A 13348-nucleotide genomic window follows, 5' to 3' on the forward strand; every position below is an offset into this window, starting at 1 on the left:
AGCCGCGATGCACATCCTCACCACAACATCCGCCTCGCTCGACGATCTCGCCGAGCCTGTCGATCTCAGGCAGACGCCTGCGGATGTCGTGGCGCTGTCCTTCACCGACAGCGATCTGGCCGGGCTGGCGGCGGCGTGGAAGGCGGACGCGGATCGCCTGCCGTCGATGCGGCTTGCGGCTCTGCGCGACCTGCGCCATCCGATGTCCGTCGACCTCTGGATCGACAGCGTCGCCCAGCACGCCAAGGTCGTCCTGGTTCGTATCCTCGGCGGCTATGACTGGTGGCGCTATGGCTGCGACCAGCTTGCCGTTGTCGCACGAGATCGCGGTATCAAGCTGGCGCTCCTACCCGGCGAGAGCCACGACGAGGATTTGCGGCTGATCGAAGGCTCGACGCTGCCCCGCGAGGACTTGGACGGGCTGCTCGGCTATTTTCGCGAGGGCGGCGCGGAGAATATGAAGGCGCTGGTCACCCGTCTCGCAGGGTTGGCCGGTATGGACACGGCGATCGTCGAGCCGGTCAGAGTGCCAAAGGCGGGATATTATCAGCCGGGACTTGGGGTCGTAGAACGCGTCGTCCCCCTCCCCCTCAGGGGGAGGGTCCGGCCGCAGGCCGGGGGTGGGGTCCTCTCTGACGCGCGCCGACAGAAAAAAACGTCGAGCACTGCCGCAACGACCCCACCCGGCCCTTCGGGCCACCCTCCCCTCGAGGGGGAGGGAGATGCCGCGCCCATCATCCCGATCCTCTTCTACCGTTCGATGCTGCTGGCCGCCGATGTCGCGCCCGTGGACGCGCTTTTCGAGGTGCTAAGCGCGCGCGGCATGGCCCCCGTTCCCATCTTCGTCTCCAGCCTCAAGGACCCGGCATCGCTCGCCTTTGTCGAGACTGCGCTCGCGACCCTGAAGCCTGCCGCTATCATCACCGCCACGGCCTTCGCCTCCGGTGCCGAACCCGGCATCGAAACCCTGTTCGACCGCGCCGGCGTGCCGGTGTTCCAGGTCATCGTCGCGACGACACGCCGCGACATCTGGCAAAACAATCAGCGCGGCCTGGCGCCCGCCGACCTCGCCATGCATGTCGTGTTGCCGGAGCTCGACGGCCGTATCCTCGCCGGCGCCATTTCCTTCAAGGGCGAGGCCGAAACCGATCCCGCATTGGCCTTCCGCGCTTTCGCCAACCGGCCGGAGCCGGACCGCGTCGCGCAAGTGGCTGCCCGCATCGAGGCCTTCATCCGCCTGCAGCGGACGCCCCGCAAAGAGCGCAAGCTCGCCATCCTGATCCCCGACTATCCGAGCGCCCCCGGCCGCACCGGCTATGCCGTCGGCCTTGATGTGCCGTCCAGCGTGCTGGCGATGCTGCACGACCTGAGCGAACAGGGCTACGCCGTTGAAGGGATTCCGCAAACGCCGCGCGCGTTGCTGGAGATGCTGGAGGTGGCCGGGCAGGGATTGAGTCTGGAGGATTATCTGGCCTTCTCCACGGAATTGCCGAAAGCGGCATACGCCGCCGTGGAGGCGGCATGGGGTAAGGCAAAAGATGAAGCAGGCTCGCGCGAGGCACCCCCCTCTGTCCTGCCGGACATCTCCCCCTCAAGGGGGGAGATTGCGCCCTCATCTCTGCTTTCGCCGATCTCCAACGCTGCAGGAAGAGAGCCGGCAATGGAGCCGCCAATCTCCCCCCTTGAGGGGGAGATGTCCGGCAGGACAGAGGGGGGTGTTCAAGCGCCCACCACCGCAAATTTCCCCTTCCGCGCCGCCACCTTCGGCAACATCACTGTGGCGCTCGCCCCTGATCGCGGTCGCTCCGCGGACCGCCGCGCCGACTATCACGACCCGACATTGCCGCCGCGCCACGCGCTGATCGCCTTCGGCCTGTGGCTGCGCAAGACGCTCGGCGTCCATGCCCTCATCCATGTCGGCGCCCATGGCACGCTGGAATGGCTGCCTGGCAAGACCGTTGCGCTCAGCGAAACCTGTTTTCCCGAGATCGTCACCGGTCCCCTGCCCGTCATCTATCCCTTCATCGTCTCCAACCCAGGAGAGGCAGCACAAGCCAAGCGGCGCATCGCCGCCGTCACCCTCGGCCATCTGCCGCCGCCGCTGGCCGGCGCCGGACTCGACGAAAACCAGCACCGGCTTGAACGGCTGGTCGACGAATACGCCCAGGCTGACGGGCTCGACCGCCGCCGCCGCGACCGCCTGGCGAAGCTGATCGTCGAGACCGCGCAGAAGACCGGTCTCGCTTCCGAAGCCGGCGTTGCCAAAACCGACGCGCCAGACGAAGCACTGCGCCGCATCGACGCCTGGCTCTGCGACCTCAAGGACTTCGCCATCAAGGACGGGCTGCACATTTATGGCCGCTCGCCCAAGGGGGACGGCGCGGGCGAGGCCGATCCGCTGCGCGAACAAAGTGCGGCCGCCGAGAAAGCAGCGCTGCTTGCCGCCCTAGACGGCCGCCATGTCGCCGCCGGTCCTGCCGGTGCGCCGGCGCGGGGCCGGCGCGATGTGCTCCCGACCGGCCGCAACCTGTTCACATCGGATCCGCGCTCCATGCCGACGCCGACATCCTTCGATCTCGGCACGGCCGCGGCTGAAGAGGTGGTACGCAGCTACATGCAATCGCATGGCGATTGGCCGCGCTCGCTGGTCATCGATCTCTGGGGCTCGGCCTCGCTGCGCACCGGTGGCGAAGAGATCGCGCAAGGCCTGGCGCTGATGGGCTGCCGGCCGCAATGGGATTCCGCCACCGGCCGCGTCACCGGCATCGAGGTGCTGCCGCCGGCCACGCTTGGCCGCCCGCGCGTCGATGTCACCTGGCGTATATCAGGCCTGTTCCGCGACATGTTCCCGACCCAGATTGCGCTGATCGACGCTGCGGCCAACGCCGTCGCAGCCCGTGACGAGGACGCTTCGGAAAACCCGCTCGCGGCAAGGACCCGCGCGGATGGAAAGATCAGCCCGCGCATTTTCGGCACCTCGCCTGGCACCTACGGCGCCGGCGTCGAGGATTTATTGTCGAGCGGCGACTGGGGCGCGCGCGAGGAGATCGGCCGCGCCTACCTCGATGCCACCTCGCACGCCTATGGCGGCGCCGAGGGCGAAGGTGTCTCAGTGCCCGGCGCCTTCGAGGATCGTATCGCTGAGGCCGACCTTCTCGTCCACACCGGCGACGACCCCGGCCGCGACATCCTCGAAGGCTCCGCCGACGTCGCCTTCATCGGCGGCTTTTCAGCGGCGCTTGCGGCACTCGGCAAGAACGCCGACGTCATCGTGCTCGACACCACGGACCCGCAAAAGCCAAAGCCGCGCTCGGTTGGCGAGGCGGTGTCGCGGGTAGTCCGCGCCCGCGCGGTCAACCCGCGCTTCATATCAGGCCAGATGCGGCACGGGCCCCGCGGTGCCTCGGAATTCGCCGAGACGGTCGACCGTCTCGTCGGTTTCGCCGAGACCACCCACGCCATACCGGGCGCGCTGATCGAAGCCGTGCACGACGCCTATCTTGGCGATCCCGTGGTTCGCGCCTTCATCCTGCGCGAAAACCCTTCCGCCGCGAAGGTCATCGCCGAACGCTTATTGTCGGCACGGCGGCGCGGTCTCTGGCATCCGCAGCGCAATTCCATCGATGACGATCTCGCCGCACTGATCGCCGAGGCCCAGGCGCTGGGGGTGGCGGCATGAACGCTTTCTCCCGCCGCGGCGCCTGCCCTGCTCTGTCCGTGCCGATGCAGACCGGCGACGGGCTGTTGGTGCGGCTCAATCCGGTCGCCGGAGGACTCTTGCCGAAAGCCTTGATCGGGCTAGGTGAATCCGCCTTGCGGCACGGCAACGGCATCATGGAAGTGACCGCCCGCGGCAGCCTGCAGATCCGCGGCCTGACGCCGGCAAGCGCCCGGCTGCTGGCGGTGGAGGTCGACGCGCTCGGGATTGCGGTGCGCACCGGGGTTCCGGTCGAGACCGGCCCGCTGGCAGGCTTCGATCCGCAGGAGATCGCCGATCCGCGACCGCTGGCAGAGCGGATCAGGGAGGCGATTGAAGAGGCTGGTCTGACGGCAAGGCTCGGTCCGAAGGTTTCAGTCGTCATCGACGGCGGCGGGCAACTGACGATGGGTGCGGTGACGGCCGACGTACGACTGGCTGGGATCAGAACCGACGCGGGCGCCCGCTGGCTGATAGCCGTTGCTGGCGACGGGCAGAATGCCAGGCCTCTCGCCATGGTCGAGGAGGAAGCAGCCCGTGATATCGCCGTCGCGATTCTAAGGATGGTTGCGGAAAAAGGCCGCGAAGCCCGTACAAGAGATTTGACGGAACGGCAGCGCAGATCTCTCGCAAGCTGGCATTCCTTCGCGCCCCCCTCTGTCCTGCCGGACATCTCCCCCTCTAGGGGGGAGATCGGCAGTTCCGCCGACGGCCGTCCTTCTGCTGCCTTGGTATTCGGCGCGACTTCGGCAATTAGCGAAGGCGGATACCAAGGGGCAATCTCCCCCCTAGAGGGGGAGATGTCCGGCAGGACAGAGGGGGGCGCCGTCGAGCGCTCTCGCCCGCCCATTGGTGTCTTCGACCTGAACAACGGCCGTGCCCTCGGCATCGGCCTGCCCTTCGGCAGCATGCCAGCAGGCAAGCTCATCGACCTCGCGCAGAGTGCTCTCACCCTCGGCACAACCGAAATCCGCCTCGCACCAGGCCGCACGCTTCTCTTCCTTGGTCAGCCTGCAGCCGCCAATCAGAGCCTTCAGCAAGCCGCCGCCACCCTCGGCTTCGTCACCGACGCCACCGATCCGCGCACCAGGATCGCCGCTTGCCCCGGTGCGCCCGCCTGCGCCTCCGGCCGGATCGCGACGCGTGACATCGCCGAGACCATCGCTGCAGAAAATCGTGACATCCTTGATTTCTCCTTCAAGCTTCACATTTCCGGCTGTGCCAAGGGCTGCGCGCATCCCGGGCCGGCGGCGCTGACACTGGTCGGCGGCGAAAACGGAGCCGGACTTGTCGTGGACGGGACGGCAAAGGCCCTTCCTGCCGGATACAGGCCGGGCTATGACGCCGCGCGCGGCATCGGCCATATTGCGGCAGCGATCCGCCGCGCACGACTTCGAGGCGAGACCACCGCCGCCTGCCTGACAAGGCTTGGCGCGGCCGGTGTCACCGAACTCTACCGACAGGAATGAACATGACCGCCTACGACTATATCCATGACGGCACGGCGATCTATGAGCGCTCCTTCGCCATCATTCGTGCCGAGGCCGACCTGTCGCGGTTTTCCGACGCCGAGGCCGATGTCGCCATCCGCATGATCCATGCCTGCGGCCAGGTCGAGGCCGCGCAGCACTTTGTTTTTTCCGGCGATTTTGTTGCCGCCGCGCGCACGGCGCTGACGGGTGGCGCGCCGATCTTCTGCGACGCCGAGATGGTCTCGCGCGGCGTGACCCGCGCGCGGCTGCCGGCCGGCAACGAGGTGATCTGCACGCTGCGCGATCCGCAAACCTCCGACATCGCCAAAAAGATCGGCAACACCCGCTCGGCTGCAGCCATCGACCTGTGGGGCGAGCGCATGGCCGATTCGGTCGTCGCCATCGGCAATGCGCCGACAGCGCTTTTCTACCTGCTGGAAAGGCTGCGCGACGGCGCGCCGAAACCGGCTGTCATCATCGGCATGCCGGTCGGGTTCGTCGGCGCGGCCGAATCGAAGGACGCGCTGGCCGAGAATTCCTATGGCGTTCCCTACGCGATCGTGCGCGGCAGATTGGGCGGCAGCGCCATGACCGCCGCAGCACTCAACGCATTGGCGAGGCCGGGCCTGTGAACGCGATTGCAAAAGGCAGGCTTGTCGGCGTCGGCACCGGTCCCGGCGACCCCGAGCTGCTGACGCTCAAGGCGGTGCGCGCGCTGGCCGAGGCCGACGTGGTTGCGCATTTCGCCAAGCGCGGCAACAACAGCAATGCGCGCGCCATCGTCGGCGCCCATTTTCGTCCCGATTTGATAGAGTTGCCGCTGCTCTATCCCGTGACCACCGAAATCGACAAGGATCACAGCGATTACCGGTCGCAGATAACCGATTTCTACGAGGAGTCGGCCGAAAAAATCGCCGAGCATCTCAGCGCCGGCAGGATGGTCGCCGTGCTTTCGGAGGGCGATCCGCTGTTCTACGGCTCCTATATGCATCTGCATGTCAGGCTGGCGCACCGCTTCCCGACCGAAGTCATTCCCGGGGTCACCGCCATGTCCGGCTGCTGGTCGGCGACCGGAACGCCGATCGTCCAGGGCGACGACGTGTTGACCGTGTTGCCGGGCACGATGAGCGAATTCGAGCTGACCCGCCGCCTCGCCGATACCGATGCCGCCGTCATCATGAAGGTCGGCCGCAACCTGCCCAAGATCAGGCGCGCACTGGAAGCGACCGGCAAGCTGGCGCGTGCCGTCTATGTCGAGCGCGGCACCATGCCGGGCGGCATCTCGATGCGGCTGGCCGACAAGAAGGACGACAAGGCGCCCTACTTCGCCATCGTGCTGGTCGCCGGCTGGTCCGGCCGTCCCGAAGCATTGATGGAGGCCGGAGCATGAGCGGCCGCCTGACCGTCATCGGCCTCGGACCCGGCAATGCCGACCAGGTGACGCCGGAAGCGAGCCGCGCCGTGGCCGAGGCAAAATTCTTCTACGGCTACAAACCCTATCTCGACCGGCTCGATCTCCGCTCCGACCAGACCCGCGTCGCCTCGGACAATCGAGAAGAGCTGTCCCGCGCCAAGGACGCTCTGGCAAAGGCTGCGCAGGGCCACGATGTTGCGGTCGTCTCCGGCGGCGACCCCGGCGTCTTTGCGATGGCGGCGGCCGTCTGCGAAGCGATCGAGGCCGGTCCGGCGGAATGGCGCGCCGTCGATGTCGCAATGCTGCCCGGCATCACCGCGATGCTCGCGGTCGCTGCCCGCATCGGCGCGCCGCTCGGCCACGATTTCTGCGCCATTTCACTGTCCGACAATCTGAAGCCTTGGGATCTTATCGAACTGCGCCTGCTGGCGGCGGCGGGCGCCGGTTTCGTCATCGCGCTCTACAACCCGATCAGCAAGGCGCGCCCCTGGCAGCTTGGCCGCGCCTTCGAATGCCTCACCGCGATCCTGCCCGGCACCACGCCTGTTATCTTCGGCCGCGCTGCCGGCCGTCCCGACGAGCGCATCGAGGTGTTTCTGCTGGCGGACGCCGATGCGGAAAAGGCCGATATGGCGACCTGCATCATCATCGGCTCGCCGGAAACCAGGATCATCAAGCGCGGTGCAAAACCGGCGCTGGTCTACACGCCGCGTTCGGCAGCGGGCCCAAGAAAATGACTGACCATCGCATCAAGGGCTTCGACGGTCTCGGCCGACGTAACATCCGGCAGCGCCGGCCTGCCGATCATGACCACCTCTATGCCGAGCGCCCGCGCTGCGGCGATCTTGCCGTAGATCGCCTGGCCGCCGCTGTTTTTGGAAACGACAACATCGATGCCACTGCTTTCGAGAAGCGCGCGTTCGTCCGGCTCCCGAAACGGCCCGCGCGCCAAGAGATAGGTCGCATCGGACACAGCAAGCCTTGGCTCGACCGCATCGACACTGCGGATGAGATAGTGATGCTGGGGCGCGGCTTCGAAAGCGGCCACCTCTTGCCGGCCGAGCGCCAGGAAGACGCGGCGTGGAGCCGATCCCAGCGCCGTCATCGCGCTGGCAACATTGGCGACCAGCGTCCATCGGTCGCCTTCGACAGGCTCCCAGCCGGGGCGCCTCAGCGCAACGATCGGCACGCCGGTGTTGCCCGCCGCTTCCGCCGCGTTGGCGGAGATTTGCGCCGCATAGGGGTGCGTGGCGTCGATCAGCAGGTCAATTTGGGTCTCGCGGAGATACGCCGCCAGCCCATCGGCGCCGCCGAAACCACCCGTACGGGTAGGCACGTCCTGCGCGACAGGGTTTTCGGTGCGGCCGGCCAGCGACAGCGTGAGCGACACATCGGTGCGCGCGGCCAGCTTTCCCGCCAGTTGCCGGGCTTCGGTTGTTCCGCCGAGGATCAGAATGCGGTGGGTCATCATGCCTGCTGAGGGTCCGCGCGGCGCCAAGCTCAACTCAAGATGGCTCACAATCGTCGGCATCGGCGAGGACGGTGTAGCGGGTCTCGGCGACGAGGCCAAGCAGTTGATAGCCGCGGCTGAATTCGTCTTCGGCGGCACGCGTCACCTTGCCCTTGTCGCGTCACTCGCCAAAGGCGAAGCACGTGCGTGGCCGGCCCCTTTCGATCCCGAAATGCGCGACGTGCTGGCGCTTTCCGGCAGACGCGTCTGCGTACTGGCCTCGAGCGATCCGTTCTTCCACGGTGTCGGCGTCACCCTTGCTCGCAAGGTTCCTGCCCAAGAGACGCAGGTGATCCCCGCACCTTCGGCCTTGTCGCTGGCCGCCGCCCGCCTCGGCTGGGCGCTGCAGGATATCGAGACCATTTCGCTGCACGGCCGCTCGCTCGACCTGATCCGGCCGCTGCTGCACCCCGGCAGCCGCATCCTAGCGCTGACCTCGGATGGCGATGCACCGGCGGCGATTGCGGGGCTGCTGACCGAACTCGACTTCGGCGCCTCACGGCTGACAATCCTGGAGGCAATGGGCGGCCCGAACGAAAGGCTGCGGTCGGCGCGAGCGGACGCCTTCGATCTCGAAAAGATCAACCCGCTCAACGTGCTGGCAATCGAGGTTGACTCAACTTCCGAAGCACGCATCCTGCCGCTGGCTTCAGGCCTTGCCGATCATTTGTTCGAGCATGACGGCCAGATCACCAAGCGCGAGATCCGCGCCATTACCCTGTCTGCCCTCGCCCCCAGGCGCGGCGAGTTGCTGTGGGATATCGGCGCCGGCTCGGGTTCGATAGGAATCGAATGGATGCTGGCCCATCCCTCGATGCGCGCCATTGCCGTCGAGGCCGACCCGACCCGCGCCGCCCGCATCCACCGCAACGCTTCACACTGTGGCGTGCCCGGCCTCGTCGTGATCGAAGGCTCGGCACCAAAGGCGCTTGCCAAGCTGGGCACGCCCGATGCGATCTTCATCGGCGGCGGCGGCAGCGATACCGGCGTGCTGGCCGCGGCCATCAAGGCGCTGCGCGTTGGCGGCCGCCTGGTTGCCAATGCGGTGACGCTGGAAATGGAGGCGCTGCTTCTCGCTCGTCACGCTGCGCTCGGTGGCGATCTCACCCGCATCGCCCTATCGCGCGTGTCACCGGTTGGTTCGATGCAAGCCTGGCGGCCAGCTATGCCGGTCACCCAATGGAGCTGGGTCAAGCCATGATGGTCGCGGGCATCGGCAGCCGTAAAGACGTCAGCGCAAGGGATGTGCTTGCCGCGATAGAAACTGCGCTGGAAACGCATGGCCTGGCGATGACGGCGCTTTCGGCGCTCGCCACCGCTTCTCTGAAGCAGGACGAGCAGGCAATCTTCGCCGCGGGCGGGGAGCTCGCCCTGCCCGTGATTGTTGTCGAGGACGATGCGCTCATCGCCGCGTCGTCGCACGTAATCAACCGCTCGAGCCTGTCGCAGGAGCGTGCCGGCACACCGTCGGTTTCCGAAGCCTCCGCGCTTGCCGCTGCCGGAAAAGGCGCGAAACTGCTTGGGCCGCGCACCGTGCTCGGCCCGGTCACCTGCGCGATCGCCATCAGTGGAGACGCGGCATGACCGTCCACTTCATCGGCGCCGGACCGGGCGCGGCCGACCTCATCACCTTGCGCGGCAGCCGACTGCTGGAAAGCTGCCCGGTCTGCCTCTATGCCGGCTCGATCGTCGCGCCCGAGCTGCTGCAGCACTGCGCCCCCGGCACAAAATTGATCGACACCGCGCCGATGTCGCTCGACGAGATAGAGGCGGCATATCTCGATGCCCACGAGGCTGGCCACGATGTCTCCCGCCTGCATTCCGGTGACCTCTCAGTGTGGAGCGCCGTCGCCGAGCAGATCCGCCGGCTGGAAAAGCACGGCATCGCCTATACGCTGACGCCGGGCGTGCCCTCCTTCGCTGCCGCCGCGGCAGCGCTGCGCCGCGAACTCACGATTCCTGAAGTCGCGCAGAGCCTGGTGCTGACCCGCATCTCCGGCCGTGCGTCAAAAATGCCGCCCGGCGAGACGCTGGCCGGCTTCGGCCGCACCGGCGCGACGCTGGCCATTCATCTTGCCATCCACGCCATCGACCGTGTCGTCGCCGAATTGACGCCGTTCTATGGCGCCGATTGCCCGGTTGCGGTCGTCTTCCGCGCCTCCTGGCCGGACGAGCGCGTGCTGACCGGCACGCTGGCCACCATCGAGGCGCAATTGGCCGCCGATCCGATGGAACGCACGGCGATCATCTTCGTCGGCCGTTCGCTGGCAGCGGAAGGCTTTGGCGAGAGTTCACTTTACGACGCCCACTACCAGCGGCGTTTTCGCGGACGGGACGGATTGTGAACGACGGTACCGGAAAAAGAAATGGAAACGCTTCAGTCGAACAGGCTTTGGCCCGGCTGAACTTCAAGCCGCGCCAGCTGGAGCCGGGTCATGTCTGGCTGGCCGGCGCCGGCCCCGGTGATCCCGGCTGCTTGACGCTGGAAGTGCTGGCGGCACTTGGGCAGTGCGATGCCCTCGTTTACGACGCGCTGGTGTCTCCCGATGTCGTGGCAGTGGCGGCCAGTGCCGAGCTGTTCTATGCCGGCAAGCGCGGCGGTCAGCCGTCGATGAAGCAGGACGACATCACCGCTCTGCTGGTGCGGCTGGCGCACGAAGGCCGCCGCGTCGTCAGGTTGAAAGGCGGCGACCCCTATATTTTCGGGCGCGGCGGCGAAGAGGCGCTGGCACTTGCCCGTGAAAACATTCCGTTCCGCGTTCTGTCCGGCCTGACTTCGGGCCTCAGCGCGCTTGCCGGCGCCGGCATCCCGGCCACCATGCGCGGCATCAACAAGGCGGTAATCCTGGCAACCGGCCACGCCGCCGGCACCGATGACGACCTCGACTGGGCGGCAATCGCCCGCACCGGCCAGCCGGTCGTCGTCTATATGGGAATGGCCAATCTGCCGCTGATATCAGGCGCATTGCTCGAGGGCGGGCTGGCGCCGGCGACGCCCGCCGCGGTGATCGTCGCCGCGACCACGCCGCAGGAGCGCATCGTCGTCGCCACGCTCGCCACCATCGCCGACGAGGCGGCCGCCGCCGGCTTGACCTCACCGGCGCTGATCGTTGTCGGCGGCATCGTCGCGATGCGTGCAGCATTGGCGGGCGAGCCATGACCCGCTCGATCATCATCGGCGCGCCGCGTTCGGGTTCGGGCAAGACCAGCGTCACCATCGGCATCTTGCGCGCGCTCGCCCGGCGCGGCCTGAAAGTGCGCGGCGCCAAATCCGGTCCCGACTATATCGACCCCGGCTTCCACACCGCTGCCACGGGCCTGTCCGGCGTCAATCTCGACAGCTGGGCCATGCCGCCTGCGTTGCTCAACGCGCTGGCCGGTGCCGCGACTGAAGATGCCGATTTCGTTTTCCTGGAAAGCGCGATGGGCTTGTTCGACGGCATTCCCGCTGCTCCGGGCCGCACCGGCTCGGCCGCAGATCTTGCCCGGCTCTACGGCCTGCCGGTGCTGCTGGTGCTCGACGTTTCCGGGCAGTCGACCACGGCGGCGGCCGTCGCCAAGGGTTTTGCTACCTATGACCCCGACGTGCGCATGGCCGGCGTCGTGCTCAACCGGCTGGGCAGCGAGCGTCACCGGCGGCTTTGCAGCGACGCCATCGAGGCGCTCGGCCTGCCTGTCGTCGGCGCCATATTGCGTGACCCCTCGCTCAACCTTCCCGAGCGCCATCTCGGCCTCGTTCAGGCCGGTGAATATGAAAATTTAATGGCGCATCTGGACCGACTGGCCGACATGGTCGAAAGGTCGCTCGACCTCGACGCCATCATGGCGCTGGCGGCGCCATTGACGCCTGCATCGGGCAGCTTCAGCGACGCACTGCCGCCGCCCGGCCAGCGCATCGCATTGGCCGAGGATGCAGCCTTCACCTTCCTCTATCCGCATGTCGCCGCGCATTGGCGCAAGGCCGGGGCGGAAATCGTCCTCTTCTCGCCGCTCGCCGACGAAGCGCCCAGCGACGATTGCGATGTCTGCTGGCTGCCCGGCGGCTATCCCGAGCTTCATGCCGGCCGCCTCGCCGGCGCCGCGAATTTCAGGGCAGGCATCGTGGCCTTTTCGGCAACGAAACCGGTGCATGGCGAGTGCGGCGGCTTCATGGTTCTCGGCGAGGCGCTGGAGGATGCATCGGGCGAGACGCACGGGATGCTCGGCCTGCTCGGCCACTCGACCAGCTTCGCCAAACGCAAGATGAATCTCGGCTACCGTGAGGCGCGGCTGCGGGCCGCTTGCCCACTGGGACCCCAGGGCACGCTGATCCGCGGCCACGAATTCCATTATGCGCAGATGATTGCGGCCGGCAATGACGAACCACTGGCCGACCTTGCTGATGGCCAGGGCAATCCGCTCGGCGCCTCCGGCTACCGGCGCGGCCATGTCAGCGGCACATTCTTCCATGCCATTGCGAGAGGTGCATGACCGCAGTCCCCTCGCCCCGGCAAGCCGTCGACGACATCGCGCTCTGCCTTGTCTTTTTCACCCGGCTGCCGCTGCCGGTTTTCGACTTTCGCGATCGCAGACTGGCCAGTGCGATCTGGGCAGCGCCCATCGCCGGTCTCGCCGTCGCGCTGATTGGCGCCATGGTCTACGCCATCGGGACAAGGCTCGGTCTTCCCGGTGGGCCGGCGGCAGCACTGACCCTTGCCGCAACCTTGCTCGTCACCGGCTGCATACATGAAGACGGGCTTTCGGATGTCGCCGACGGTTTTGGCGGCGGCAAGACGCGCGAGAAAAAACTGGAGATCATGCGCGACAGCCGCATCGGCGCCTACGGCGCCTGCGCGCTTGGTCTCTCGCTGCTGATACGCTGGAGCGCGCTTTCGGAATTCGCCAGCCCGGCGCAAGTTCTCGTCGCTCTCATCGCCATGCATACCACTTCGCGCGGCCTGTTCGGTGCTTTCATGCATCTGTTGCCGCCGGCTCGCAGCGACGGCCTCTCGGCCGATGCAGGCAGCGTATCGGCCGAAACCGCCATTGCCGGCGCCCTGCTCGGCGCCGTGGCACTGCTGACGCTCGGGCTCGGTGGCGCGGTCGCTGCGCTCATCCTGCTCGGCCTGTTGTTTGCCGCCTTCCGTATGCTGTGCCTCAGCCAGATCGGCGGCCAGACCGGCGATACGGTCGGCGCGCTGCAGCAGTTTGGCGAGATCGCAATCCTGCTCGTCGCTTCCGTTTGCCTTTCCTGACTCTGTTTCGGAGACTTTGCC

The 13348-nt window shown here is 67.1% G+C and carries 12 protein-coding genes; 11 read left to right on the forward strand and 1 reads right to left on the reverse strand.

Features of this window, described 5'->3' with window-relative positions:
- Nucleotides 1-7: 7 nt before the first annotated feature.
- From AC0L26_RS16415 to AC0L26_RS16435, 5 genes are read left to right on the forward strand one after another with little or no spacing between them, the layout of a single operon-like run.
- Entirely contained in the window at nt 8-3679 is a 3672-nt protein-coding gene (locus tag AC0L26_RS16415; protein ID WP_473633468.1) for a cobaltochelatase subunit CobN, read from the forward strand.
- Nucleotides 3676-5166 carry a precorrin-3B synthase gene (cobG, locus tag AC0L26_RS16420; protein ID WP_473633469.1) on the forward strand — a complete coding sequence of 497 codons (1491 nt, stop codon included), beginning with the start codon at nt 3676-3678 and terminating at the stop codon, nt 5164-5166. Before AC0L26_RS16415 ends, cobG begins: the two co-directional genes overlap by 4 nt.
- Before the next feature lie 2 nt (nt 5167-5168).
- A complete protein-coding gene (locus AC0L26_RS16425) occupies nt 5169-5801 on the forward strand; it encodes a precorrin-8X methylmutase (RefSeq protein WP_473633470.1) in 633 nt (210 codons plus the stop codon).
- Entirely contained in the window at nt 5798-6559 is a 762-nt protein-coding gene (locus AC0L26_RS16430; RefSeq protein ID WP_473633471.1) for a precorrin-2 C(20)-methyltransferase, read from the forward strand. The genes AC0L26_RS16425 and AC0L26_RS16430 overlap by 4 nt, the downstream gene beginning before the upstream one ends.
- Entirely contained in the window at nt 6556-7320 is a 765-nt protein-coding gene (locus AC0L26_RS16435) for a precorrin-3B C(17)-methyltransferase (RefSeq protein ID WP_473633472.1), read from the forward strand. Before AC0L26_RS16430 ends, AC0L26_RS16435 begins: the two co-directional genes overlap by 4 nt.
- On the opposite strand, the gene AC0L26_RS16440 is transcribed toward AC0L26_RS16435, so the two are convergent.
- Complete coding sequence (locus tag AC0L26_RS16440) at nt 7284-8051, reverse strand: cobalt-precorrin-6A reductase (protein ID WP_473633473.1); 768 nt, start codon at nt 8049-8051, stop codon at nt 7284-7286. The two genes, AC0L26_RS16435 and AC0L26_RS16440, sit on opposite strands and share 37 nt — an antisense overlap.
- Before the next feature lies 1 nt (nt 8052).
- Between AC0L26_RS16440 and cbiE the strand changes: the two genes are divergently transcribed.
- From cbiE to AC0L26_RS16470, 6 genes are read left to right on the forward strand one after another with little or no spacing between them, the layout of a single operon-like run.
- Entirely contained in the window at nt 8053-9294 is a 1242-nt protein-coding gene (cbiE, locus tag AC0L26_RS16445; protein ID WP_473633554.1) for a precorrin-6y C5,15-methyltransferase (decarboxylating) subunit CbiE, read from the forward strand.
- Nucleotides 9291-9677, forward strand: coding sequence for a cobalamin biosynthesis protein (locus AC0L26_RS16450; protein WP_473633474.1), 387 nt, complete (start codon nt 9291-9293; stop codon nt 9675-9677). The genes cbiE and AC0L26_RS16450 overlap by 4 nt, the downstream gene beginning before the upstream one ends.
- Entirely contained in the window at nt 9674-10438 is a 765-nt protein-coding gene (gene cobM, locus AC0L26_RS16455) for a precorrin-4 C(11)-methyltransferase (protein ID WP_473633475.1), read from the forward strand. Before AC0L26_RS16450 ends, cobM begins: the two co-directional genes overlap by 4 nt.
- The gene (cobA, locus tag AC0L26_RS16460; RefSeq protein ID WP_473633476.1) at nt 10435-11253 is read left to right on the forward strand and encodes a uroporphyrinogen-III C-methyltransferase; all 819 of its coding nucleotides are present in this window, start codon (nt 10435-10437) and stop codon (nt 11251-11253) included. Before cobM ends, cobA begins: the two co-directional genes overlap by 4 nt.
- Nucleotides 11250-12563, forward strand: coding sequence for a cobyrinate a,c-diamide synthase (locus tag AC0L26_RS16465; RefSeq protein WP_473633477.1), 1314 nt, complete (start codon nt 11250-11252; stop codon nt 12561-12563). The genes cobA and AC0L26_RS16465 overlap by 4 nt, the downstream gene beginning before the upstream one ends.
- Nucleotides 12560-13327, forward strand: coding sequence for an adenosylcobinamide-GDP ribazoletransferase (locus tag AC0L26_RS16470; RefSeq protein ID WP_473633478.1), 768 nt, complete (start codon nt 12560-12562; stop codon nt 13325-13327). Before AC0L26_RS16465 ends, AC0L26_RS16470 begins: the two co-directional genes overlap by 4 nt.
- Nucleotides 13328-13348 lie beyond the last annotated feature (21 nt).

This window comes from Mesorhizobium sp. WSM4823 (assembly GCF_055811195.1).

Coding starts and splice junctions, on each gene's coding strand:
- AC0L26_RS16415 (WP_473633468.1), top strand. CDS start 8: ATGCACATCCTCACCACAACATCCGCCTCGCTCGACGATCTCGCCGAG.
- cobG (WP_473633469.1), top strand. CDS start 3,676: ATGAACGCTTTCTCCCGCCGCGGCGCCTGCCCTGCTCTGTCCGTGCCG.
- AC0L26_RS16425 (WP_473633470.1), top strand. CDS start 5,169: ATGACCGCCTACGACTATATCCATGACGGCACGGCGATCTATGAGCGC.
- AC0L26_RS16435 (WP_473633472.1), top strand. CDS start 6,556: ATGAGCGGCCGCCTGACCGTCATCGGCCTCGGACCCGGCAATGCCGAC.
- AC0L26_RS16440 (WP_473633473.1), bottom strand. CDS start 8,051: ATGACCCACCGCATTCTGATCCTCGGCGGAACAACCGAAGCCCGGCAA.
- cbiE (WP_473633554.1), top strand. CDS start 8,053: ATGCCTGCTGAGGGTCCGCGCGGCGCCAAGCTCAACTCAAGATGGCTC.
- AC0L26_RS16450 (WP_473633474.1), top strand. CDS start 9,291: ATGATGGTCGCGGGCATCGGCAGCCGTAAAGACGTCAGCGCAAGGGAT.
- cobM (WP_473633475.1), top strand. CDS start 9,674: ATGACCGTCCACTTCATCGGCGCCGGACCGGGCGCGGCCGACCTCATC.
- AC0L26_RS16465 (WP_473633477.1), top strand. CDS start 11,250: ATGACCCGCTCGATCATCATCGGCGCGCCGCGTTCGGGTTCGGGCAAG.
- AC0L26_RS16470 (WP_473633478.1), top strand. CDS start 12,560: ATGACCGCAGTCCCCTCGCCCCGGCAAGCCGTCGACGACATCGCGCTC.